This is a genomic window from Dehalobacter sp. TeCB1 (assembly GCF_001707455.1).
GTDB lineage: Bacteria > Bacillota > Desulfitobacteriia > Desulfitobacteriales > Syntrophobotulaceae > Dehalobacter > Dehalobacter restrictus.
This window is the reverse complement of sequence record NZ_MCHF01000040.1, coordinates 1-23,932: the sequence shown is the minus strand read 5'-3', so window position 1 is coordinate 23,932 and position 23,932 is coordinate 1. Positions and strand designations below refer to the sequence as shown.

Sequence of the window (23,932 nt, the reverse complement as noted above, 5' to 3'; positions counted from 1 at the left end):
AACGGTAAAGAATACAGAAGACCCGGCTTTGACCGGGTCTTTTCGCGTGCTGTGGAATAACAATCCACCAAAAAATGTCTTGTTTTTACGCAAAAAATCCTTTGACACACCATCGATATTTGTGTATACTATAATTCGTCACAGCAAGCCTGGGTGATTAGCTCAGCTGGGAGAGCGCCTGCCTTACAAGCAGGATGTCGGCAGTTCGATCCTGTCATCGCCCACCAAACTCGAAGTTCGAAGTTCGAGGCGCGAAGTTCGAAAAAGCATATTAAGATATTGCTTGAAGAGCGGAAGGTACGAACTGAACATCGGGAAACTTACTGTAGAGGAATACGAAGGTTCGAATATCGAACGTCGTGCCTCGAATATCGAATTGGCCCCGTAGCTTAGTGGTTTAAAGCGCCTGCCTGTCACGCAGGAGATCGTCGGTTCAAATCCGATCGGGGTCGCCATACGCGATATTCGAAGTTCGTGGTTCAAAAGGTGGAAGTTAAATTCCATAGCGAATAGTCACCACGGTACTTCAACTATTGCGGATTAGATACCGCAAGAGGCATACACAAGTTCAAACATCGAATATCGTGCCTCGAACATCGATTATGCCTCGGTAGCTCAGTCGGTAGAGCAGAGGACTGAAAATCCTCGTGTCGGCGGTTCGATTCCGTCCTGAGGCACCATGATCATGCGGGTGTAACTCAGTGGTAGAGTGTCACCTTGCCAAGGTGAAAGTCGCGAGTTCGAATCTCGTCACCCGCTCCAATAGTAAACTTAAGGCGGCATAGCCAAGTGGTAAGGCAGAGGTCTGCAAAACCTTTATCCCCCAGTTCAAATCTGGGTGCCGCCTCCAAACGCCGAAGTGGCGGAACTGGCAGACGCACGGGACTTAAAATCCCGCGAGGTTTACCCCTCGTACCGGTTCGATTCCGGTCTTCGGCACCAATTTTGGGTTTGTAGCTCAGCTGGTTAGAGTACTGCGTTGACATCGCAGGGGTCGGAGGTTCGAGTCCTCTCAAACCCACCAAAATTCGTCTAAAAACCCGCTATTCATGCGGGTTTTATGATTTGCAAGGCAGGGATTTCCCTGTTTTTTTATATGGATTTGAAAAAAGCAAAAAAAGAAGGGATTATCCCCCCATTGCCTCCACTAATTTCCTTGTTCCCACCATATTGATGGCCCTTTTCAAATTATAAGCAAGAAAACTAAGCCCCAGCTCGCCTGTGGCTTTCTCTATGCCCTTACACAACAGATAGTGAGCGCCATGGTACCATTTAACCGTGCCAAAAGAATGTTCAGACAGACATAAGCGGAGCTTTTGGGGCGGGATATCGTCACGAAATCTGTGCCTGAAAGATAATAATTTGCATTGTTTTTCTTTAAAAATACACTCTAATATGACATAATATAGAGTGTAAATGTACAACAAGGGGTGGCACATGATGAAAACTATTGACAAAATTAAAGAGATTCTCAAACAAAACAATGGCATTATTACTGCCTCACAGGTTACTGATGCCAATATTTCAAGGCATTATCTTAAGAAAATGCTGGACATAGGGGCCTTGGCAAAGGTTGACCGGGGGATTTATATCAAGCCGAAAATGTGGGAAGATAAAATGTATATCTTGCAGTACAAGTATAGCCGTGGCATCTTTTCCCACGAAACGGCCTTATATATTCATGGTCTGACGGACAGGATACCCCAGAAATATACCATGACGTTTCCCTATGGATATCATACGCACTCTCTGAAAGAAGAAAATGTAATCATAAAAAAATCCGTTAAGGATCTGTACGAGCTCGGGTTGACCAAGGGCGTTTCGCCCTGCGGCAATCCCATACGCCTGTACGACGTGGAACGAACGCTGTGCGATATTGTTAAAGGCAATAACACCTGTGATATTCAGATTGTGAATCAGGCCATGAAGCAGTATGCCAAGATGCCGGGAAACAATATCCCGCTGCTTTTTGACTATGCGGAGAAAGTACGGGTAAAGCCTAAAATACTGAACTATATGGAGGTGCTGCTGTGAGAACGAACAATCCAATGCAGTTAAAAGCCTATATAAGATGGCTGCTGAGAAAAACATTTCCGCCCAGCTTGTAATGCAGAACTACATGCTGGAAAGGCTGTTGGAACGTATTTCTCTATCCAAGTATCACCCGAATCTGATTTTGAAAGGCGGTTTTTTGATCTCGGCCATTGTCGGACTGGATACAAGGGCAACGATGGATTTGGATACCACAATCAAAGGCTTTGACGTGAAAAGTAGAACTGTATTATCAAACTATAAAGCAGTAATGGAAAACATTGCTTCAAGCGAACAACTGAAAGGCTTCTGGGAAAAATACCAATCAAATTTTGATTATGCACGTGACGTTGATTTTGCTGATGCCTGCCAAACGATCAGCCAAATTTTCCAAGAAATCGGTTTTTAAGAAACAAAAAAACTTTATCTGATTAAGATTTTGAGTTTGTTTGTGCTATAATACAGTTCAAATGTCAACGATTTTTAAAAAAAATCATATTGACAGTAAAAGGTATAGTAATCCTCCGTTTAAGCAATGCTCCGGATGCAGGTTCTGGGACGAAAGGAAATGTATCGGAGGTTGTTTAGGCTATAATATCAAGGGAAAATCATCTACCTGCTGTGCCGGATAGCTTTCCTCAAGGTGATTGTATAGAAAATTCTTCCATTTACGTTTTCCAAAAATTCAAAGATATTTATTTTATAACAACGTTTTTATATGACTTCCGGTTGTCTGAAATTCTATGGACATAGCAAAAATAATGGCGTATAATTCAAAATACAAATATTTGAGTCAAGAAAGACTCTATTAACTTATTACAAATAAGTGTCGATAAACTAAACATCTAATGATAATTAGCCATGAAGGTTGAAAAATCCGCAGGAGCGGGCAGTCAGCATTCGTGGTTTTTATTTTTATGAAGTATAAAGTGCAAATCAAATATTGCAAACGCAGACTAAAGGAAGTGAACGCATTGGTAAAGATATGTATTTTTTGTTGCTCAAAAGTTACCCAAAAACTGGGGTGTTCCAGTACCCAATGTCTCTGTGCACTGTTTCTCGAATCTGTAGGCAAGATATTTCCAGAAGAAGAAAACCTTGTGCTAGAGAATATCTTTGGTGAAAGGAAAATTGTTAAGGCGAAAATCAAAGGAATTGAACTGGTAGATCAGAGAATCGTGCTGAAAAAATAGGTTGAAAATTTTTTTTAATATAGACATGTAATTTAATATATCTTATAATTTGACTATCAAAAATGAGTAATGAAGACTCATAGGATATTTAGATCCAAAAAAACAAACGAAAGATATGGATTAGAGTAAGCCACGAAGGCTGAGAAACATCCGCAGGAGCGGAGGTTCAGCTTCGTGGTTTTCTATTTTTGCAAATTCCGTATTTTAGTAACAAGAAAACAATGAGAATTTTAATCCCCCCCTAGCGGATTGTAGAATATGGGAAACCCTGATATTCTGATTTTTAACTGAGGTGATAAAAATGAATATTGAAGAAATCCGCGAAAGATGGAACCTGAAAGAACAAAACAAAAAAGCCAGCGTAGATATGTGGAATTCAATGGCCGGAAGCTTCGGTGAAAATGTTCGCCCTGGTTTTGAGGAAGATGCGTTTTTGAAGCTGCTGCTAAACAAGAATATGCTGAATCCGGAGGGACTGATCCTGGATATCGGCTGCGGCGCGGGCAAATATGCGTTGGCCTTAGCCGGGAGATGCAGCCAGGTAACTGGTGTTGACCTGTCTCCCCAAATGATTGCGATTGCCGAACAAAAAAAGAAAGAATATAAAATCGACAACGCTGCTTTTTATTGTGAGGATTGGCATAACCTGGATCTTGTGCAGGCCGGGTGGCAACACAAATTCGACCTCGTGTTTGCCCATATGACGCCGGCCGTTCAAAGTGCGGATACTTTTGAAAAGCTGAGTGCCGCGTCGAAAGGCTGGTGTATACTCTCCAAGCCGATTCGGCGAACCGATCCGGTGTCTGATGTCGTTAAAGCGCTGGCTGGAATTAAGGAGAAGCGGGAAAGCAGTGACGAAGAGCTGGTATTCGCGTTTGAACTTCTTTGGCGTCAGGGGTATCTTCCGGAACTGCAATACGAGAAGCAGGTCTGGAAAATGAAGAAAACGTTGGAGCAAGCAAAAGGGTTGTATATCAACCGGATAAAAACCTACCGCGATATTTCCTCTGCAGAGGAAAAAGAAATCGAAACCTATTTGGGATCTCTGGCCAAGGACGGTTTTGTTTATGAAGAGGTTGATACAACCGTTGCAACAATGGTTTGGCAAGTTTAATGAAATACCGAATCGATAATAGCAAGCAAGGAGGAACTAAAATGTGTGTAAAACCTACTGAATGGGAAAAGGCGGTGGAATTCCATGGACATCAGTGTCCGGGACTGGCTATCGGCTATAAAGCGGCAGTCACGGCTCGGGAAAAGATGGGCGTGCGCTTTTCTGTGGATGAAGAAATTGTCTGTGTTACCGAAAACGATGCCTGCGGCGTCGATGCGATCCAGGTCATGACCGGCTGCAGCATGGGAAAAGGGAATCTGATCTATAGGGGAACCGGTAAAATGGCGTTCAGTTTTTTTAACCGGAGAAACGGGGAAAGCCTGCGATTAATTCTAAAGCCGTTTGAAGGGGAAATGAACAGGGAAGAGCGTCAGGCATATATCCTGAACGCCCAGGCAGAAGAAATTTTTCAGATGATGAAACCAAGTTATGAATTGCCTGAAACGGCAAGGCTCTTTACCTCAGTAGTTTGTGAAGTCTGCGGAGAAAACGCGCCGGAACATAAAATCAGATTGCAGGACGGCAAAAAAGTCTGCCTGGACTGTTTCAAAGATTACGGCAGGGGCTGGTAGAGATATAACGGTAGAAAAAAATTAAAAGGAACAAGACTTAATGAAGCATAAACAAACTGATGCGGGTAATTTACAAGAAAAGGATATTTATCACCAATATACGCATAAGAAAAAAATAGTGATTTTGGTGCTGGCTTTTTTAATTGTCTTGTTAGCTATAGCCGCGGTCAACGCCGGCTCATTTAATCTCAATCCGCTTCAGGTAATTCAATCGCTCCTGGGAAAAGGAAGCGATGCTTCCAGTGTTGTCATCTGGCAAATACGGATGCCCAGGATTCTGGCGGCGATAACTGCCGGCGCCGGGTTGGCGGTGGCCGGATGTGTCATGCAAAATAATCTGAGGAACCCGCTGGCCGCGCCCGATACGCTGGGGGTCTCCCATGCGGCGGCTTTCGGAGCGAATATTGCTATTATTGTTTTAGGTGCCGGCAGTATTTCCAGTACAAGTACGGATGCGGTGACCATCAATAATCCCTATCTGGTTACGCTTTGTGCTTTTGCCTGTTCCATGGCGGCAACGCTGGTGATTCTGCTGTTGGCAGGAATACGGGGGTTTTCGCCCGAAGCCATGATCCTGGCAGGGGTAGCGCTGAATTCCCTGTTTATGGCCGGAACCATTCTGATCCAATATTTTGCCAGTGATGTCCAGGTGGCTGCTGCAGTTTTTTGGACTTTCGGGGATCTGGGAAGGGTTGCCTGGCGGGAAGTATTGATTCTGGCCTGCCTGGTAATTTTCGCCTTTATTTATTTCCTGTTTAAAAGGTGGGACTATAACGCGCTGGACAGCGGAGAAGAAACCGCCAAAAGTCTGGGCGTTCACGTAAAAAGAGTCCGGCAGGGAGGTATGTTTGTTTCGGCGTTAATAGCGTCTGTAGCCGTATCTTTTCTCGGTATTATCGGTTTTGTCGGACTTATCGCGCCTCAGATCATGCGCAGGATTATCGGCGGTGATCACCGCTACCTGATACCGGCTTCCGCTCTGATGGGATCCGTGCTGATGCTTTTTTCTGATACAATCGCCAGAACCATGGTTGCACCGGTGGTTCTTCCGGTCGGGGCTATTACTTCTTTTTTTGGCGCGCCGCTCTTTTTGTACTTGCTGGTGAGGGGGTATCAAAGACGATGATTTTATCCGTCAAAGGATTGGCGTTTCAATATCCGAGCCGGGAGGTATTGCAGGATATTAATTTTACCGTGGCCAAAGGAGATTTTCTGGCTATTCTGGGAGTAAACGGCGCGGGGAAATCCACGCTGCTGAAATGCCTGAATAAAGTGTTAAGCCCTCATGCCGGCACGGTGTTTATCCGGGAGGAAGATACCGGCAAGCTTAGCCGGAGGGAACTGGCCAAAAGAATCGGTTATGTTGCCCAACGCCAGGAAGGTGCCTTCGCCACGGTATTTGATGCTGTTCTTTTAGGAAGAAAACCGTATATTCAATGGGAAGCTTCCCAAAAAGATCTGGAAATCACCCGTAAGGCTTTAAAATCGCTGGATCTGGAAGGATATGCCTTGCGTTACCTGAATGAACTCAGCGGAGGAGAACAGCAAAAAGTTGTCATTGCCAGGGCCTTGGCGCAAGAACCGGAACTTCTTTTGCTGGACGAACCGACCAGCAGCTTGGATTTGAAAAACCAGTTTGAGGTCGCCAAAATTGTCCGGAATGTTGTCCAAGACAACCAAATGTGCGCGGTGGTCACGATGCATGACTTGAATCTGGCGATCCGATATGCCAATAAGTTCCTCCTGCTGAAAAACGGCGTTATTTTTGCAGCCGGAGGTCTTGAAGTGATGACGCCCGAAAATATTGAAAGTGTTTATGCTGTACCGGTCAAAATCAAAGAAATCGAGGATATTCCGGTTGTGGTGCCGGTTTAAATATTCCGACCCAATGAGAGTATCAGGACAAAAAATTAAACTGAAGGAAAATATGAATTGGAGGGTAAAAATGAAAAGAAAGTTTATCTCACAAAGACAATTAATCGCCCTGACCCTGGCGGCGTTATTCTGTCTGACATTTTTGTTCAGCGGGTGTTCCGCCCAATCTTCCCAGAATGCTTCTGCGAAAATCACTGTGACGGATACGCTGGGAAGACAAGTTGAAATCAACGGAACAGCTAAAAAAGTGGTTGCGATCGGTCCAGGAGCCTTAAGGCTTTGCTGCTATTTCGAGAATACGGATATATTTGCGGGTATTGAGCAAATGGAAATCGACAGTCCGACAGGAAGACCATACCTTTACGCCAATCCGTCGCTGGCGAAGCTTCCGGTTATTGGGCCGGGAGGACCCAATAACGCTCCGAATCCGGAACAAATCCTTGCCGTAAAACCGGATGTTATTTTTACAACTTACGCAGCGGATCAAGCCACTGCCGATAACTTGCAGTCCAAAACCGGTATTCCGGTTGTGGCGTTAAGCTATGGCCAAACATCAACTTTTGATCCCAAGGTCGATGTTTCCCTGACACTTATCGGCAAAATTATCGGCATGGATAAAAGGGCTCAGGAATTAGTCGGCCTGATGGCCCAATACAAGACGGATCTGGATACCAGGACAAAAGATGTGGCTGACACTCAGAAACCATCCGCTTATGTCGGCGGCTTAGGAATGAAAGGCGTCCACGGCATAGAGAGTACGCAGGGCAATTACTCGCTCTTTAATGCCGTCCATGCCAAGAATGTAGTTGATGAAACGGGCAAAACAGGTTCTTTGATGATTGATAAAGAAAAACTGATCAGTTGGAACCCGGATAAGATTTTTCTTGATGGAGCCGGATACCCTTCCGTACTTGAAGACTATAAGAAAAACCCTAAGTTCTATCAAAGTTTGTCTGCAGTAAAGAACGGGGAACTCTATGCCCTGCTTCCGTATAATTACTATACGACCAATATTGATACATCAATCGCTGATGCTTATTATATCGGTAAAGTCCTTTATCCGGAGCAGTTTAAGGATATTGATCCGGAGAAAAAAGCGGCTGAAATTTATCAGGCGCTTTTAGGAAAAGATGCTTATGCCCAGATGGCTAAGGATTTTGGCGGGTTTAGGAAGCTTGAGCTGAAGTAAAACGCTTTTTATCAGTCAATCGTTAGCTTTTAAAAATTAAAACCCATCAGGCTGAAAAACACACCTGATGGGTTACTTCTAATCATTATAGTAAAGAGGTGTTTCATGTGATACTGGAACCGCGTAAAAGAGAACAGATTATGCCGTTACCGGTCGCCCTTATTTCGACAATGAGCAAAGACGGTGTGCGTAATATTGCTCCCTGGTCAAATATTACCCCAATCCTAAGACCCTATGAGGAAATCGTTTTGGCTTCCTGGATAAAGAGAGATACATTAATCAATATCCGACAAACCGGAGAATTTGTCATCAATATCCCTCCGGCTAATCTGGCTGATGCGGTGATGGTTTGTTCCAAAAATTATTCTCCGGAAGTTGATGAGTTTCTGAAAGCCGGTTTAACACCGTTCCCGTCCAAACAGATCAAAGTTCCGGGAATTGAAGGGTGTTTGGCCTGGGCGGAATGCAAGCTGGTTGAAGAAATACTCAGGGAAAAGTATTCGTTGGTGATTGGTCAAGTTGTTCACCTGGAGGTAAATGCGTCCTTTTTCAATGAGGACGGAGACATGGATTTTGAACGTGCTCGGCCGCTTTCAGTGATGTTGGGTAATGAACAAATGTGGTTTACGAGGCCGGTTTTTACCGGAAGGAAAGCAGACTATGCCGAGATGTTTGATAAATGAGCAAAATAGTTGAATAGAACTATCGTCCTTCAATATCAAGGAGGTTAGCGTGAAAATTACAGTCTTATATGTCAGTGTTACCGGCAATACGGAAAAAATGGCGGGTTATATTCAGCAAGGAATTGAAGAGGTCGGTTGTATAGAAGTAAAGCTGATGAATCTGGTGCAGGAAGATACTGTCGATTATGAATTTGTTGAGGACAGCCAGGCGGTTATTATCGGGACCCCGGCCTATGCGGCAGACTTGAGCTGGCAGTTGAAAAAGTGGTTTGATACGGATTGGAATTGCAGTTTGGCAGGGAAACTCGGCGCGGCTTTTGCCACGGCAAATTGCCTGCATGGTGGGGCAGACCGGGCGATTTCTAGTGTTTTGAGTCATATGCTGGTCAAGGGTATGCTGGTATACTCATCCGGGATGGGCTGCGGCAGACCGTTCATTCATTTGGGACCTGTAGCGTTAAGAGACGATCTGGAGGGGAAAGAAGATCTATTTCAGTTGTTTGGAAGACGGGTTGCGGAAAAAGCAGTGGAATTATTTCACTAAAGTCGTATTTGAGATGCGTCATAGGCAATTTCCCCTGTTTCATATATTGCTAGTAAATAAAATACTAATAGAGTGTTTTGTTTTCGAATTTTTCACTTTCGCCGACATAAATTTAAGTAATTTCTCTTTTTCCAACATGTTTATCCTCCAGGCTTAAATAAGGCGGGCAAGGCCCATACCAAGAAACACTCCCAGAAAACCAATAATAATACTAACCAATGTATAAATGCCCGCAGTTAAAATATTTCCATCTTTCAACAGCATGATCGTCTCGTAGCCAAAGGTGGAAAATGTGGTAAAAGCCCCTAAAAAACCGACTGTCATAGCTAACCGCATTTCCGGACTTAAGGTAAGTTTGTCCAAAAAGAGGGTATTAAGGAATCCCAATAAAAATGCTCCGGTAATGTTGATCAAAAAGGTATGCAGGGGAAAGTCATGAGTCCATTTGTTGGATATCCAAATTCCCAGACCATAACGGGCAACCGCGCCTAAAGCGCCCCCCATCGCAACTGAAAAGACATTCATCATAATACATTTCTACTCCTCAAAGTAATTCTATATATTCCAATAAAACAATAAAAAACTCCTATCAGACTATACCAATATATAGTCTGATAGGAGCTATCAACCTTAAGGTAAAAGCGGGCTCCATCGCTAAATATAACAAAATTTATTTTAACTTTTGAGGAAAGACAATGCAAGTATTTTATGTGAGTAAAGCAATTACTTTTTGGGAGAGTACTTGATAATTTCAATATCCTCAATGGTAATCAGACCTTCATTGACTGCTTCATCTAAAAACGGCATGATTGTTTCTATATACTCAATGCTGTTCAACAATATCAATCACAATAGGAAGGTCATGGGACAATTCAAGGATTTTAGCGGTCTTGATTCTGGAATTCGCACCGAACCCTTCAATTCCCCGCAAAACGGTAACACCCGCCAGGCCAAGCTCTTTAGCTTTCTTAACAATGGCGTGATATAACAGGGTTCCTTTATATTTACTCGCTTCGCCGATATAAATCCGTAGTCTGCGCGCCTGTCCTGATATCTTAACCATAATAATCCACCCTCCCTAAAATTATTTATTAAATATAATTCAATAATCCGATCTTATTTCCTTTATATTGATTCTATGTAAGAATTCTTTGATTAAAAGTGAAATAGGTTGGGATCAAAAACGTTATGATTAGTTGAAAATCAAACTGTAATAATTCTATAATGAGTATTCTAAATGATCATTGTAAAAAATAGTATTATGATATATTATAGCATTAGTAATGAAAATCAGAATAATTTGCGATGGGGCTCGCATACGCATAAAGCTAATGGCTCCTACCTTTGAGGTAGGAGTTTTTGTTTTTTCGTACCGAATCATTCGTGAGAATACTTTATATTCATTAGGTGTAAGTTAGGGGGAATGAACGTGGAGAATACGTACTGGATTGCGACACAATGGATTCTTTTGGCTTTGGCAGCAAGTATCATATCGATCCGCTTGGGTATGTCGGTGGCTCTTGTGGAAATTCTGGTTGGTATCTTTGGCGGAAACGTCATGCACATCCAGATTACAGATTGGGTCAATTTCTTGGCAAGTGTGGGGGCGGTCATATTGACTTTTTTGGCCGGAGCAGAAATTAACCCGGTGAGCCTCAAAAAGAACTTAAAGCAAAGCATGGCGATTGGAATTCTCTCATTCCTGCTCCCTTTTTTATTTGGCATGATCGTCGCCTTTTATTTCCTGGGATGGGATGTCAATGCCGCAAAAATTACCGGGATCGCTTTATCAACTACATCTGTCGCAGTTGTTTACGCTGTCATGGTAGAAAGTAAACTGAGCGCAACTTCTTTTGGACAATCAATTCTAGCAGCTTGCTTTATTACAGACTTGGGAACAGTCTTAGCCCTGGGATTGTTATTTACAGGTTTTTCCTATAAGATCCTTATCTTTACAGGAGCGCTGGTCTTAGTGATCTTGGTAGGAACGCCCTTGGCCAAACGTGTCTTTAAAATATACAGCGGCAAGGTCAGTGAACCGGAAATAAAGTTCGTGCTTCTAATCCTCTTATTACTGGCATATCTTGCGGTATATTCAGGGAGTGAAGCTGTTCTTCCGGCGTATATCATCGGTCTTGCCATGGCGGGTTTTTTCCTGCAATATAAGGAAACACTGCATAAATTACGCGCCATCGGGTTCGTAGCCTTTACGCCGTTTTACTTTATCAAGGCAGGTTCTCTGGTTTCCGTTAAAGCCCTTATAACGACGTTTTCTCTGATAGCTCTTTTGCTGATCGTAAAGGTTGCAGCTAAATTTATTGGAGTCCTACCGGCGACTATGTTTTTCAAATATGGCAGACGGGATGGTATCTATACCACGCTGCTAATGAGTACCGGCTTAACTTTTGGGACAATTTCAGCCCTCTATGGGTTAACCAATCAGTATATTACCAATTCTCAATATAGCGTGATTGTTTCAGTCGTAATACTAAGTGCTGTTATTCCTACTTTGATAGCTCAAAAATTCTTCTTTCCTCGAAATCTATTAAAAGGAGGACAAAGCGATGGAAATCAATAAGATTCTTGTGGGGTTTGACGGTTCACCCAGCAGCAGGAAGGCACTGGAGTACGCTAAAGAATTAAGCAACAAACTTAATTCATCTGTTACAGTTTTAACTGTAGTCCGATTGCCTGATTTTAGCCAAAGCATGGACGAAGTAGAGGAAACCATTGAAGAAGCGCAAAGAAAAATTGAGCCGCTGCATCAAGAAATTCGAGAAACAGGGCTTAAGGAAGGAATGAAAATTGCAACGGAAATTGTCCACGGGCATCCGGCTGAAAAACTCATTAGTTATGCAAAAGAGAATGGGTTTGACCTAATCATTGTTGGCACAAGAGGCTTGGGAGGGTTTAAAAAACTCGTGATCGGCAGCGTGGCTCAGAAAGTAGTAAGCTATTCTGCCATACCTGTTTTAACTGTTAAAGATGGACGTTAATAAAGGACTGTTCTATTAAATCTCTGCAACGATTTTACCCATGTCGCTTGTGTCATAACCGCCTATATTCGCAAATTCATTTTTAAAAGCTGGAGAACGGATGATATTTAACATTGTTTGAATTTCTGGAGTTTGGAAATTCTCTTTTTTGACAACTAAATCATAGCGTTCTTTTTTCAGTGGAATGAAATCAATATTATCGACCTGTCTCGCGATCTTTTCGTTGCCCACGGCCACATCAGCCTCTCCGCTGCTTACGGCACTGGCAACTGCCAAATGGGACTGGTTTTCTTTCTTATACCCTCTAATTGTGCTTCCGTATATCCCAAGGAGCTTTAAATTCTCATCAAGAAGAACTCTGGAACCAGCCCCAAATTCCCTATTAATCATGGTAATGTCATCCCGGCCAAAATCTGCCCAGGTCGTGATCCCTTTTGGATTTCCTTTGGCCACATATAATCCCTGCATACGGCAGGTAAGGTGAATAATCACTGTGGGAATACCGGGAAGCAGTCTTCTGACATAGGGGACGTTATATTGATCTGTATCACTATCCCACAAATGCGTAGAGGCAACATTGATCTTATTTTTGTATAAGGAAACCAAGCTGTCATAACTCCCTATGTAAGCTCTTAGCGCGTGAATATCATGTAGTCTCATGTAATTGGAAAGAATATCGAGAATCAGATCCTGGCCGCAAATAATAAATCCATCTTGCTTCTTTTCAATGCCTAACAAGCTGAAGGCGCCCAAAGTGCCGGATGGTGAACTCGGGCTGAATGGGCCTTTTTTGGAACGGGATATATAATCCTGCACGTCGTTTTCTGTGAAACGGACTTTTCTTCCTACCTTGTAGGAGACGATTTCGCCTTTTTTAATGAGATCATAGATTGTGCTTTTGCTTACATGAAGCATGTCAGCCACATCTTGGGTTGACAAAGCTTTTTTTTCGCCCATTTTATATCCTCCTATACTTCAGATGGTATGACAATGAGTACCCAAATAATCATTTGAATATATAAACCGTTGACTTTTTGTGTGAAATTGTACTAATATAGATATTAAACGTCATATATACACATCTTTGTCTCAATTCGTATTATATCGTACATTTTTACACGAGGCAAGTACGAATTAATACGAAAAGAGATAAAGAAAAGAGAATGTTATGACTTGCTTATACCTATTGCTGACATCGGAGGTTGATGTCATGAAGATTGTAAAGGCAGGTCCTTAGTATTGGGATGTTTCTCGACATTGATTGGTATCTATGACGTGTTTTCTTAACCATCGCCTAGAACATAGGAATCCAGACAAAAACATTTTACGAATGAAAGAGGAGAAAGATTATGTACAGAAAATTTTTTGCAAGTGTTTTAATACTAATGGTTTTAATGGCTGCACTGACCGGTTGCAATTCGTCAGCTTCTGCGCCAAAAGAGACGACCGATAACACAGCCGTTAAAAAAACAGGTGAAAAGATCACAGTCGCAGCTGCAGCCGATTTGGCCCTTGCCTTTAAAGAAATTGGCGATTTGTACGAACAGACCACAGGAAATGAAGCAGAGATCACTTTCTCCTCCTCGGGAACAGCCAGAGAACAGATTGCCAACGGCGCGCCCTATGATGTCTATGCTTCGGCCAACATCAAGTATGTGGATGACTTAATAGCCCAGGATAAAATTATCGCCGACAGCAAAGAATTATATGCTATTGGCCGGGTAGGCGCGGCAACCCTCGTAAGCAGTCCGCTTCAGATTAAGGAAGCCAGTGATTTATTAAAACCGGAATTTAAGAAAATAGCCATCGCCAATCCGGATCATGCCCCTTATGGTGTTGCTGCCAAGGAAGCTCTGGAATCTATGGGGTTATGGGATAAGCTAAAGGACAAAATGGTTTATGGCAAAGATATTCAGGACGTATTAACGATGGTCAAGACGGGCAATGTTGAAGCAGGTCTTATCTCCTTATCCGTTGTTAACAAAAACGAGGTCAACTTCCTGCTTTTTGATGATAAACTGCATAAACCTTTAAAGCAAGCTATTGCCGTTGTTAAGGGCACGCAACACGAAAAAGCAGCCAGAGAGTTTATCAAGTTTGTGAATGGAGAGCAAGGCAGGGAGATTATGAAAAAATATGGTTTTGTCTTGCCGGGTGAAGTCTAAAGCATGGATAATATTAACCTTTTTCCGCTTTTTTTATCTTTTCGGGTAGCGTTTACAGCAACTTTTATCGGAATTGTTTGCGGCTTGCCCCTGGCCTATTTATTAAGCCGCAGACCGGGAAGATTATCCGATTTTATCGATACGCTGACGAACCTTCCCGTTGTCTTGCCGCCAACAGTGCTGGGCTATTATCTGCTTGTCTTACTGGGCCGTAATTCTTGGCCGGGCAAGTTTTTGGAAGAACAGTTCAATATCATGATTGTATTTACGACGACAGGGGCGGTTATTGCCGCCACTGTCGTTTCCATTCCCTATATGATTAAAGCGTCCAAGGCCGCGCTTTCGGAAATCAACGAGGATTACCTGAATGCGGCCAGGCTCTTGGGAAGAACGGAACTTAATATCTTTGTAACTATCATGGTGCCGATTGCCTGGAGGGGAATTATCTCCGGCATTACCATGTCTTTCGCGAGAGCCTTGGGGGATTTTGGCACAACCCTGATGGTCGCCGGGAGTATCCCCGATAAAACCCTTACCATGCCGATTGCCATTTACGATTCGTTGCAGGCGGGAAACTATAATATGGCCAACTTTCTTGTGCTGATCATGACCAGTGTTGCCGTTGCGGTTTTATATATTGTCAACCGGCTGGAAAAAAAGATGAAGAAGGGGTGAGCGAGGGTGCTGGAAGTCTCGATCGAGAAAACGCTGGGAAATTTTACGCTGCAATCTTCTTTTATCAGCGGCAAGGGAGTGCTGGGAATTCTCGGTTCATCCGGCTGCGGCAAAAGTCTGACCTTAAAATGCATCGCCGGGCTCTATTCCCCGGACAAAGGTGCGATCAAACTAAACGGGAAAGAACTATTTAATTCGGACAGCAAAGTGAATGTTTTGCCCCGGCGAAGAAATATTGGCTATGTGTTTCAGAATTACGCACTGTTTCCTCACCTGACTGTCTACAAAAACATTGCCTACGGTGTCCAGCACCTGGATAATGCAAAACGCCATGAAAAAGTCCTGGAAATGATCAGCAAAATGCAGCTGAACGGCCACGAAAAACAATTTCCTTCCCAACTGTCGGGAGGGCAGCAGCAGCGTGTGGCTTTAGCCAGAACCTTGATTACCGAACCCGAATTATTGCTCTTGGATGAGCCTTTTTCAGCGTTGGACAGTCATGTTAAGCAGATCCTGGAAAAGGAATTGCTCAGTATTATTAAGAAGAATTATCATGGCATTGTTTTGCTGGTTACGCATAACATTGAAGAAGCTTACCGGCTCTGTGACAGGATTTTGGTTTTCGATAAAGGAACATCGGTGCAAATCGGGGAAAAGGAAGAAATTATCCGTTATCCGGCGACTGTGTCGGCTGCCAGGATAACCGGCTGCAAGAATCTCTTTGAGGTAGAAGTTTTAGGTGAAGAAGAAGGATATATCCACATAAAGGCAGAGAGCTTTTGCTTGAAGGCAGTAAAAAGGAAAAGTGAGCTTCATACAAAAATGATGGCTGGAATCCGGGCACAAGATTTGAGAATATCTTCAGAAAATAAAGAAAATCCCAATACCTTTGAATGTCAAGTAACAGATGAAATTGAAGGAATATTTTCAACAACAGTAATCGTAAATTGTCTGGGAAAGAACTTGCAAGTAGAAGTTCCTGGGAGTGATCTGCTTTTAACACACTGCAAAGAACAAAAGCAAAAACTCTGGCTGTATATTCCTGAAGAAAAGATATTCTTAATGAATGTTGATCAATCGCACCATGGTATGACTATGCCAGTGGTAAATTAAACGATAATATTTTTTTTTGAGTCTATTAAATAATTCTTAGAAATCTTATTAAGCTTAGGGGGCTAACATATGATTATGGAAAAAGTGTTGGCGGCAGCCCAACCTTACCTATTGGGTAAGTCCGTGCGTGACTTGGTGATTGGTGTTTCGTTAATTGGCTGTCAGCTTGATAACGGAGACATCGGCGTATCATACGTCCTGCGTGATGACTTGCCAAACGGCTGCTCGGACTTCCCTTATGCCCAAGAGGTAATTGGTAAACCGGCTTCCGAAATTGCTCGCTGGATAATTTCCGGCAGCGAAGACTTACAACGGGCGATTGCGGCTTCTGTTCTGACAGCAGCCTCCTGCGGACAGAATATTCCCGACGATGACCCAAGCGGCATGCTTTTTGGTATTAGAGTGCATCCCGGAGATACTGTGGGCATGGTAGGCATGATTGGACATGTGGCTAGGCAAATATCAAAATCAGTCAAGGAATTGATTATATTTGACAAAGGAATATCCCTTCACGGGGGAGACAGTATGATCCATCCTATGGAGGAACAACCCAAGCTGTTGCCCGCTTGTGACGTTGTAGTCTTAAGCGGGACCACAACCATAAATAATAGTATCGATCCTTTGTTAGCAATGTGTGGCAAAGCCCGCGAGATCCTTATGGTCGGTCCATCCACCCCCATGTTCCCTGAAGGGTGGCGGGGCAGCGGTGTAACCCGTTTGGCTGGTTCATGGTGGGATAAAGGCCACAAGGAAGAAATATTCAAATCAATTTCATTGGCCTGCGGTGTAAGTTATCTCAAAAAATTTATGCAAAAAAAGGTTGTTGATGTAAAAAAATTTTAGGAGATCATAATATGCATTTTTCAGTATCTGGTGTCGATATCTTTCCTCTTATCCCTCCGCTAATAGCAATAATAGTCTCTTCCATTACCGCTTCTGCGGGAATTTCGGGAGCATTTTTATTGTTGCCTTTTCAGGTCAGTGTTCTGCATTTTAACAGTCCTGCGGTAAGCCCGACAAATTTAATTTATAACATCATTGCTATTCCTGGCGGTTTATACCGCTACATAAAAGAAAGACGAATGGCCTGGGCTCTAACAGGTATAGTATCTCTTGGTACTCTCCCTGGTGTTTTTGTTGGGGCCTGGATCAGAATAAAGTATCTTCCAAACCCCAAAGATTTTAAATTATTTGTAGGTATTGTTCTTTTATATCTAGGTTACCGCCTGTTATCGGACATCTTAGGCTGGAATAAGAAGACGAAAGAACGAAATGACATTTTGAATAAAAAGTTTGCCGAACAGGTGGTTCGCGTGAAAGAAGTCAATTCAAGTGTTCTAGCTTCAGGTCTCCCTTCAGATGCTGTGGTTAAGACAAAATGTTTTTCATTGTCCAAGGTCGAATATGAATTTTGGGGAGAAACCTATTCATTTCATACCGTTCCTGTTTTTATTCTAGCTTTAGGAGTAGGTTTGATCGGTGGTATATATGGTATTGGCGGAGGCTCAATTATCACACCAGTTTGCGTTTCTCTTTTTGCCTTACCAATTTATACCGTCGCAGGAGCTGCTTTGGCCAGTACATTTATTACTTCGATTGCGGGCGTAATTTACTATCATATTTTAGCACTGGCGGCAATTTCAAATTCTGCTATTGCTCCGGATTGGTTTCTGGGCTTGCTGTTCGGTATAGGCGGACTTGTTGGAACTTATCTGGGCGCTTATTTTCAAAAATTTCTTCCGGAAGCTCTCGTCAAGATAATTCTTTTAGTTCTGATTTCTATTCTTTCGATTACATATATTTTGGAATCTTTTCTATAACATCAAAAGACTATTAGCTTCAAAGAATTATTTCTGACTTAGAACGAATATCCTAACATCAACTAAACTTCTGATTCTTGGCCAAGCTTTTTCACAGGAAATAATTGATTAAAATAATAGTTGGCAGATTATATCTTTGTACTGCCGACTATTTTAATTTTATAAGGATGAAATTAAATGAAATCAATTCAGTAGGTTATTGACATATGTTCAAAAATATCTATAATTATAATCATAAAGGGCATATGTCAATAACCAAAAGAGGAGGGAATTCTTATGCCGGGAAGAGACGGAACAGGTCGCTTAGGTCGCGGAGCAATGAGCGGGAAAGGTTTAGGGTTATGTACCGGAGTGAATGCTGCCAGAAATGGTAACGGATCTGGTTTGGGCCGAAGAAGAGGCTATGGCAGAAATTTAGCGGATAATATGATGCTTTCTTCATCGAGAAAGGAATTGCTTTTAAGTCAAAAAGAACTCCTTGAAAAAAGACTCCATTGGATCAACAAACAAATAGAAAGTAAATAATAAACAAAGAATAGCAGGAGGACGCTCCTGTTACTTTCTTACAAAAAGAGGGAAAGCCAATTATGCCAAGACCAAGAAAAGGTAGAAAAGTATGCTGCTTGCCGGAAAGCAGTCTTTTTGGGCCGCTTAACGCTGTCATCAATCAGGCGGATTTAGTCTTAATGCTGGTTGATGAGTATGAAACAATACGGCTCATTGACTTACAGGGTTTTACGCAGGAAGAGTGCGCAGAACAAATGCATATTGCACGTACCACTGTTCAGCGTATTTATAACGATGCCCGGAAAAAGCTGGCGGAATCTCTGGTGAACGGAAAAGTGCTGCGGATAGAAGGCGGAGATTACGAGCTTTGTGAAGGATTGGAAAAAACCTGCCGTTGCGGGGGTTGCCGCAGGCACCGTTGGGCAGAATTTTCAGGGGCTGATAACAAAGAAAACTAAGTAGTCTGAAATTAAGCACAGGGAGGATTGATTATGAAGATTGCCATACCCGTAGACAACAATTCGATGGATTCAAGCGTTTGTATTTCTTTTGGACGGGCTCCATACCTTCTTATTTACGATACCGAAACAGAAGGAAGCAACTTTTTGGATAACAGTGCCGCTGCCAGCCAGGGCGGAGCGGGAATCAAAGCTGCCCAGAATATTGTAGACAGTGGAGCAGAGGCGATCATTACACCGCGTTGCGGAGAGAATGCGGCGGAAGTACTCAAAGCGGCGGAAATTAAACTCTATAAAAACACCAATAACTCAATCCGGGATAATATAGAATCTTTTAAGGAAGGAAAATTAAGTTTGCTGGACGATATTCACCCCGGTTTTCACCAGCATGGAGGGAAGTAATGAAAATCGCTGTCTTAAGCGGCAAAGGAGGTACGGGCAAAACCCTTGTCTCTGTCAACCTGGCTGCAGTGGCACTGGACTCCGTTTATATCGACTGTGATGTCGAAGAACCAAACGGCCATTTATTCTTTCAACCGAAGGACTTACAGAAGGAACGGGTCACGGTTAAGCTTCCCCAGGCTGACCCAGAGCTGTGCACCGGGTGCCGTACCTGTGTCAATTTCTGCAAGTTCAACGCCTTGGCTTATATTAAAAATAAGCTGATTGTCTTTAACGAGGTTTGTCATTCCTGCGGAGGATGCCTGCTTTTCTGCCCGCAAAAGGCGATTTCGGAAAAAGAAAGGGAAATAGGTCTGATCCAAAGCGGGATATCCGGCAATGTCCGGGTCGTGTCCGGAATGATGAATATAGGAGAAGTATCAGGGGTGCCGATTATTAAAAAGCTTTTGCAGGATAGCCGTAAGGAAAACAAAAATGTTTTTTTAGACTGTCCTCCAGGGAGCGCCTGTATGGTCATGGAGAGTATCAAAGATGCCGACTATTGTATTCTGGTAGCGGAGCCAACTGTTTTTGGCGTTCATAATTTAGAAATGGTGTATGAACTCGTAAGGATTTTTCAGAAACCATTCGGCGTTGTCCTCAACAAATGTTTGGAAGAAGAAAACCCTGCCGAAGATTTTTGTCTGCAAAACCAGATTACAATTCTGGAAAAAATCCCGTTTGATTTGGAATTGGGCACCATGCATTCCAATGGACAGATCGCCGTAAGAAAGCATCCAAAATACAAAGAACTGTTTCTAAACCTGTTGAAGACGGTAAGTAAGGAGGCTAGGCATGAAACAGCTTCTGATACTTAGCGGCAAAGGCGGTACCGGAAAAACAACCATCGCCGGTGCTTTTATCAAGCTTGCCGAGGCCAGGGCTTATGCCGATTGCGATGTGGACGCCCCTAATCTTCACCTGATCATGACTCATATTTCAAAGGCCAGGCAAACGGATTATTATGGTATGGAAAAAGCGGTTATTGATACAGAATTATGTGATAGTTGCAGCATATGCAGGCAAAACTGCCGCTTTGAGGCCATAAACGAAAGCAACGGTAAGTATGAGGTTGATTCCTATGCCTGTGAAGGCTGCGGCGTGTGTGATGCAGTTTGTCCGATAGGGGCGGTTTTCCTTCAACCGGCTGTAGCCGGAGAGTTGATGCTTTATAAAGATAATGGGGTTTTCTCTACCGCCAGGCTTAAAATGGGCAGCGGTACTTCCGGCAAGCTGGTGAGCGAGGTTAAAAAGCAGTTGAAGCAGGAAGCAGCGGATGCTGATCTGGTCATTATCGACGGTTCGCCGGGAATCGGTTGTCCGGTGATCGCTTCGCTTAACGGAGCGGACATGGTCCTGATCGTTGCCGAACCATCTCTGTCAGGGATTAGCGATATGAAGAGAATCATTGCAACAGCAGAAAAGTTTAGAATAAAAATCGGAGTTTGCATTAACAAGTATGATACCAACAAAGAGCTCGCCCAGAAAATAGAGGCATTTTGCCAGGAGCGGGATCTGTCTATCGTAGGCAAAATTCCTTTTGACACTGCAGCAATAAAAGCTATAAACAAGGGAGAAGTTATTGTAGATATTGATTGTCCCGCAGGATGGGCGGCAACCAATGTTTTTTATAAAACGTTAAAGCTAATGAATAGCTGAATGATCAGTTTCGAAGGTAAATCAGGATAACGATCAACCGAAATTAAATTGATAACTTAAGTATAAGGAGAGAACGTAAAATGAGCGAAAATTGCAATCAAAATTGTAATACTTGCAGCGATGAATGCGCCGACAGAAAAGAGCAAACAGACTTTACCGCCAAACCGCATGAACTGAGCAATATCAAAAAAGTGATTGGTATTGTCAGCGGCAAAGGTGGCGTCGGTAAATCGCTGGTAACTTCCATGCTGGCTGTAACCATGAATAGAAGGGGTTATAAGGCCGCCATACTTGATGCAGACATAACAGGCCCATCCATTCCTAAGGCCTTTGGCATTACGCAGAAACCTGATGCCAGCGAACTTGGCCTGTTTCCCCCCAAGAGCAAAACTGGCATCCAGCTTATATCGATCAATCTGCTGCTGGAAAATGAGACAGATCCGGTTATTTGGCGGGGTCCGATACTTTCCGGCGTAATTAAACAGTTCTGGTCGGAAGTGATTTGGGGGGATGTGGATTTCATGTTTATCGATATGCCCCCTGGTACGGGCGATGTGCCGCTGACGGTATTCCAATCTATCAAGCTGGATGGCATTATTATCGTGGCTTCGCCTCAGGAGTTGGTTTCTATGATTGTTTCCAAAGCGGTTAAAATGGCCAAATCAATGAATATTCCTATTTTGGGGCTGGTAGAAAACATGTCTTATTTTAAGTGTCCGGAATGTGACAAAGTATATAAAATATTTGGGGAAAGCACCATTGAGAAAATTGCTGAACAGCATCAATTAAAAGTTCTTGTCAAGCTTCCTATTGATCCGAAGATAGCGGCAGCCTGCGATAAAGGGATGATCGAGTTTTATGACGGGAATTGGCTTGACGGAGCAGCGGACATTCTGGAAAACTTAGAGGAGAATAAAGACAATACGATTTTGGAGGATAAAAAAAGGAGAAATACCAATATGAAAATTGCCGTAGCGATTGAAGGAAAAGAGGTTGCCAAACATTTTGGACACTGTGAGGGTTTCGTGATTTTTGAGACGGAAAATCAACAGATTATGAATAGTGAAACTATACCGAACCCCGGACACCGTCCTGGATTTTTGCCGAACTTTTTAAACGATATGGGAGTTAAGGTGATTATTTCAGGCGGCATAGGAGGCGGAGCAATTGAAATATTCAATGAAAAAGCTATTGAGGTCATAACCGGTGCCTCAGGAGATGCACAAGCTGCCGTAGAGCAGTATTTGCAGGGAAATCTGAAATCGACTGAGTCTGTTTGTCATGAACACCAGCACCATGACGAGTGCGACGGACATTAATTTTGTTTTTAATTGCTCACCTGGTCCGAATATCGGTCAGGAAATTTAACGATAACAGCGATATTAACATATGACTCATGCAACTTTTAAACCTAAAAACAAATTGATATTATTTATTGGAGCCTGCCTGTTTGGCGGGCTCTTAAAGCAGTACTTACGTTAATTTAGAGTGCAAATAGATGCATTAATAACATTTGGAGTAATTTCGGTATAGCCGGATTGAAAAAAGCCCTTTCATTCAGGCCTAATTCCACCCTGAATGAAGATATATTTTCTACCTACAATTCATAATGTAAAGGGTGGTTAAGCATGTTTACAATTATTCTTTATGTTCTGGCGGCAGTACTTCTCCTGCTTTCGTTTCTCAAAGATAAAAAAAAGACCAAGATGGCCCTGATGAAAGCCTGGAAGTCCTTCGAAAACATACTGCCGCAGTTTTTATCAATTCTTATTATTATTGGCATCATGCTGGCGGTACTTAGTCCTAATACGATCTCCAGACTAATCGGTCAACAATCCGGTTGGATTGGAATGGTTATTGCAGCTATTGTTGGTTCTGTTACATTAATACCGGGTTTTGTTGCATTTCCCTTAGCTGCGGCACTTCTAAAAAGCGGTGCAGGCTTTATGCAAATTGCCGTATTCATTTCTGCATTGATGATGGTAGGGATTGTGACGTTACCTCTGGAAATAAAATATTTTGGAAAAAAAGCTGCGATATTAAGAAATTCTTTAGCGTTTATGTTTTCCTTCGTGATAGCAATCGTGATAGGGGTGGTGCTAGGGTGAAGAAACTATTGAACCGTTATAAATTTTTTATTATCCTGGCAGTCATAAACTTAGGCCTTGTTATTATTTACCCTTCAATAGGAAAAACTTCTTTAAGCATGACTTGGAGCAACACTCTTGAGATGCTTTCTGTTATACCTCCGATTTTTATTCTTCTTGGACTTCTGGATGTTTGGGTCCAAAGAGAAACAATGATCAAACTTATGGGAGAAAAATCTGGGATGATCGGTGTAACCTTAGCTTTTTTTCTGGGTTCGGCGGCAGCGGGTCCTTTATATGCAGCGTTTCCTATTGCTGGGGTTCTTCTGAAAAAGGGAAGCAAACTTTCCAACGTGCTTATCTTTATAGGGGCATGGTCAACAACCAAAATACCTATGCTGCTTTTTGAGACATCAGCGATGGGTTGGAAATTTATGCTGACAAGGTTTATTATCGATATTCCGGGAATTGCTTTAATTGCTTATATTACACAAAAAGCTTTAAGTGAAAAAGAAATTAAACATATATTTGAAATGGCTAAAAGTCAAATATAGAAATTTACATGGAGGAAGAGTCATGGGAAAAGTATTGTCAATTCATATCAGTCCGGAAAGAGGTACGGTTAAGTCGGATGTACAGGAAGCATTGATCGTAAAAGGATGGGGGCTAGAGGGTGATGCCCACAGGCTGTGTAAAAACGTAGAGAATAATGGATAAATATGGTATAATTAAGTAAGGAAACCGAATCATAAGGGGAATAATTATGCCATATAAAAACGGAATAAACCGCGAACAAATTACACTATTTCC

General features: G+C 42.7%; 29 protein-coding genes and 7 tRNA genes. 33 read left to right on the top strand and 3 right to left on the bottom strand.

Annotated features, from left to right (window positions below):
• Positions 1-151: 151 nt before the first annotated feature.
• From A7D23_RS10485 to A7D23_RS10405, 17 genes are all read left to right on the top strand, one after another.
• Positions 152-227 (top strand) — tRNA-Val (locus tag A7D23_RS10485).
• Positions 228-378: 151 nt separating this feature from the next.
• Positions 379-455 (top strand) — tRNA-Asp (locus A7D23_RS10480).
• A 149-nt stretch (positions 456-604) separates the two neighbouring features.
• A tRNA-Phe gene (locus A7D23_RS10475) sits at positions 605-680 on the top strand.
• Between the two features lie 7 nt (positions 681-687).
• Positions 688-762, top strand: a tRNA-Gly gene (locus A7D23_RS10470).
• Positions 763-775: 13 nt separating this feature from the next.
• A tRNA-Cys gene (locus A7D23_RS10465) sits at positions 776-850 on the top strand.
• A gap of 3 nt (positions 851-853) precedes the next feature.
• Positions 854-942: transfer RNA gene (locus tag A7D23_RS10460), tRNA-Leu, on the top strand.
• A gap of 5 nt (positions 943-947) precedes the next feature.
• Positions 948-1,024: transfer RNA gene (locus A7D23_RS10455), tRNA-Val, on the top strand.
• Between the two features lie 413 nt (positions 1,025-1,437).
• A complete protein-coding gene (locus tag A7D23_RS10450; RefSeq protein ID WP_242837001.1) occupies positions 1,438-2,034 on the top strand; it encodes a type IV toxin-antitoxin system AbiEi family antitoxin domain-containing protein in 597 nt (198 codons plus the stop codon).
• A 37-nt stretch (positions 2,035-2,071) separates the two neighbouring features.
• Positions 2,072-2,440 (top strand): nucleotidyl transferase AbiEii/AbiGii toxin family protein, encoded by a 369-nt coding sequence (locus A7D23_RS10445; protein WP_025205002.1) that lies wholly within the window; start codon positions 2,072-2,074, stop codon positions 2,438-2,440.
• Between the two features lie 508 nt (positions 2,441-2,948).
• Positions 2,949-3,224: a CooT family nickel-binding protein gene (locus A7D23_RS16630; RefSeq protein WP_348981000.1), complete on the top strand. Its 276-nt coding sequence runs from the start codon at positions 2,949-2,951 to the stop codon at positions 3,222-3,224.
• A gap of 301 nt (positions 3,225-3,525) precedes the next feature.
• On the top strand, positions 3,526-4,338 hold the full coding sequence (locus tag A7D23_RS10435; protein ID WP_025205004.1) for a class I SAM-dependent methyltransferase: 813 nt from the start codon (positions 3,526-3,528) through the stop codon (positions 4,336-4,338).
• A 41-nt stretch (positions 4,339-4,379) separates the two neighbouring features.
• Positions 4,380-4,910, top strand: a complete 531-nt coding sequence (locus A7D23_RS10430) for an FmdE family protein (protein WP_025205005.1) — start codon at positions 4,380-4,382, stop codon at positions 4,908-4,910.
• Between the two features lie 40 nt (positions 4,911-4,950).
• Positions 4,951-6,036 carry an iron ABC transporter permease gene (locus A7D23_RS10425; RefSeq protein ID WP_025205006.1) on the top strand — a complete coding sequence of 362 codons (1,086 nt, stop codon included), beginning with the start codon at positions 4,951-4,953 and terminating at the stop codon, positions 6,034-6,036.
• Positions 6,033-6,785 carry an ABC transporter ATP-binding protein gene (locus A7D23_RS10420; RefSeq protein ID WP_025205007.1) on the top strand — a complete coding sequence of 251 codons (753 nt, stop codon included), beginning with the start codon at positions 6,033-6,035 and terminating at the stop codon, positions 6,783-6,785. Before A7D23_RS10425 ends, A7D23_RS10420 begins: the two co-directional genes overlap by 4 nt.
• Positions 6,786-6,855: 70 nt before the next feature.
• Positions 6,856-7,974 (top strand): iron ABC transporter substrate-binding protein, encoded by a 1,119-nt coding sequence (locus A7D23_RS10415; protein WP_025205009.1) that lies wholly within the window; start codon positions 6,856-6,858, stop codon positions 7,972-7,974.
• 107 nt (positions 7,975-8,081) lie between these two features.
• Positions 8,082-8,657, top strand: coding sequence for a flavin reductase family protein (locus A7D23_RS10410; protein ID WP_025205010.1), 576 nt, complete (start codon positions 8,082-8,084; stop codon positions 8,655-8,657).
• 49 nt (positions 8,658-8,706) lie between these two features.
• Positions 8,707-9,201: a flavodoxin family protein gene (locus A7D23_RS10405; RefSeq protein ID WP_025205012.1), complete on the top strand. Its 495-nt coding sequence runs from the start codon at positions 8,707-8,709 to the stop codon at positions 9,199-9,201.
• A 153-nt stretch (positions 9,202-9,354) separates the two neighbouring features.
• Here the strand turns inward: A7D23_RS10405 and crcB are convergent, their stop codons facing one another.
• Complete coding sequence (gene crcB, locus A7D23_RS10400) at positions 9,355-9,726, bottom strand: fluoride efflux transporter CrcB (protein ID WP_025205013.1); 372 nt, start codon at positions 9,724-9,726, stop codon at positions 9,355-9,357.
• Positions 9,727-10,024: 298 nt separating this feature from the next.
• The gene (locus tag A7D23_RS10395) at positions 10,025-10,264 is read right to left on the bottom strand and encodes a DUF190 domain-containing protein (RefSeq protein WP_345787589.1); all 240 of its coding nucleotides are present in this window, start codon (positions 10,262-10,264) and stop codon (positions 10,025-10,027) included.
• Between the two features lie 366 nt (positions 10,265-10,630).
• Between A7D23_RS10395 and A7D23_RS10390 the strand changes: the two genes are divergently transcribed.
• Both A7D23_RS10390 and A7D23_RS10385 read left to right on the top strand, forming a co-directional pair.
• Positions 10,631-11,779: a cation:proton antiporter gene (locus tag A7D23_RS10390; RefSeq protein ID WP_019226705.1), complete on the top strand. Its 1,149-nt coding sequence runs from the start codon at positions 10,631-10,633 to the stop codon at positions 11,777-11,779.
• A complete protein-coding gene (locus A7D23_RS10385; RefSeq protein ID WP_019226706.1) occupies positions 11,766-12,197 on the top strand; it encodes a universal stress protein in 432 nt (143 codons plus the stop codon). Before A7D23_RS10390 ends, A7D23_RS10385 begins: the two co-directional genes overlap by 14 nt.
• A 15-nt stretch (positions 12,198-12,212) precedes the next feature.
• Here the strand turns inward: A7D23_RS10385 and A7D23_RS10380 are convergent, their stop codons facing one another.
• Positions 12,213-13,154 carry a helix-turn-helix transcriptional regulator gene (locus tag A7D23_RS10380; RefSeq protein ID WP_019226707.1) on the bottom strand — a complete coding sequence of 314 codons (942 nt, stop codon included), beginning with the start codon at positions 13,152-13,154 and terminating at the stop codon, positions 12,213-12,215.
• 392 nt (positions 13,155-13,546) lie between these two features.
• Between A7D23_RS10380 and modA the strand changes: the two genes are divergently transcribed.
• From modA to A7D23_RS16085, 14 genes are all read left to right on the top strand, one after another.
• On the top strand, positions 13,547-14,362 hold the full coding sequence (gene modA, locus A7D23_RS10375) for a molybdate ABC transporter substrate-binding protein (RefSeq protein WP_019226708.1): 816 nt from the start codon (positions 13,547-13,549) through the stop codon (positions 14,360-14,362).
• Between the two features lie 3 nt (positions 14,363-14,365).
• Positions 14,366-15,037 (top strand): molybdate ABC transporter permease subunit, encoded by a 672-nt coding sequence (gene modB, locus A7D23_RS10370; protein WP_019226709.1) that lies wholly within the window; start codon positions 14,366-14,368, stop codon positions 15,035-15,037.
• Positions 15,038-15,043: 6 nt separating this feature from the next.
• Positions 15,044-16,150 carry an ABC transporter ATP-binding protein gene (locus A7D23_RS10365; RefSeq protein ID WP_019226710.1) on the top strand — a complete coding sequence of 369 codons (1,107 nt, stop codon included), beginning with the start codon at positions 15,044-15,046 and terminating at the stop codon, positions 16,148-16,150.
• Between the two features lie 69 nt (positions 16,151-16,219).
• Positions 16,220-16,993 carry a DUF364 domain-containing protein gene (locus A7D23_RS10360; protein ID WP_019226711.1) on the top strand — a complete coding sequence of 258 codons (774 nt, stop codon included), beginning with the start codon at positions 16,220-16,222 and terminating at the stop codon, positions 16,991-16,993.
• A gap of 11 nt (positions 16,994-17,004) precedes the next feature.
• Positions 17,005-17,970 carry a sulfite exporter TauE/SafE family protein gene (locus A7D23_RS10355; protein ID WP_019226712.1) on the top strand — a complete coding sequence of 322 codons (966 nt, stop codon included), beginning with the start codon at positions 17,005-17,007 and terminating at the stop codon, positions 17,968-17,970.
• Positions 17,971-18,246: 276 nt separating this feature from the next.
• Positions 18,247-18,495, top strand: a complete 249-nt coding sequence (locus A7D23_RS10350; RefSeq protein WP_019226713.1) for a DUF5320 domain-containing protein — start codon at positions 18,247-18,249, stop codon at positions 18,493-18,495.
• A 62-nt stretch (positions 18,496-18,557) separates the two neighbouring features.
• Positions 18,558-18,935, top strand: coding sequence for a DUF134 domain-containing protein (locus tag A7D23_RS10345; protein WP_019226714.1), 378 nt, complete (start codon positions 18,558-18,560; stop codon positions 18,933-18,935).
• Positions 18,936-18,968: 33 nt separating this feature from the next.
• The gene (locus A7D23_RS10340; protein ID WP_019226715.1) at positions 18,969-19,337 is read left to right on the top strand and encodes a NifB/NifX family molybdenum-iron cluster-binding protein; all 369 of its coding nucleotides are present in this window, start codon (positions 18,969-18,971) and stop codon (positions 19,335-19,337) included.
• A complete protein-coding gene (locus A7D23_RS10335) occupies positions 19,337-20,194 on the top strand; it encodes a 4Fe-4S binding protein (RefSeq protein WP_019226716.1) in 858 nt (285 codons plus the stop codon). Before A7D23_RS10340 ends, A7D23_RS10335 begins: the two co-directional genes overlap by 1 nt.
• Complete coding sequence (locus A7D23_RS10330; RefSeq protein ID WP_019226717.1) at positions 20,172-21,035, top strand: ATP-binding protein; 864 nt, start codon at positions 20,172-20,174, stop codon at positions 21,033-21,035. Before A7D23_RS10335 ends, A7D23_RS10330 begins: the two co-directional genes overlap by 23 nt.
• 80 nt (positions 21,036-21,115) lie before the next feature.
• Positions 21,116-22,354 carry an iron-sulfur cluster carrier protein MrpORP gene (locus A7D23_RS10325; protein WP_019226718.1) on the top strand — a complete coding sequence of 413 codons (1,239 nt, stop codon included), beginning with the start codon at positions 21,116-21,118 and terminating at the stop codon, positions 22,352-22,354.
• A 309-nt stretch (positions 22,355-22,663) separates the two neighbouring features.
• Complete coding sequence (locus A7D23_RS10320) at positions 22,664-23,143, top strand: permease (protein WP_019226719.1); 480 nt, start codon at positions 22,664-22,666, stop codon at positions 23,141-23,143.
• Positions 23,140-23,676, top strand: coding sequence for a permease (locus tag A7D23_RS10315; protein ID WP_019226720.1), 537 nt, complete (start codon positions 23,140-23,142; stop codon positions 23,674-23,676). Before A7D23_RS10320 ends, A7D23_RS10315 begins: the two co-directional genes overlap by 4 nt.
• 22 nt (positions 23,677-23,698) lie before the next feature.
• Positions 23,699-23,839: a hypothetical protein gene (locus tag A7D23_RS16085; protein ID WP_158208134.1), complete on the top strand. Its 141-nt coding sequence runs from the start codon at positions 23,699-23,701 to the stop codon at positions 23,837-23,839.
• The last annotated feature ends 93 nt before the right edge of the window (positions 23,840-23,932 follow it).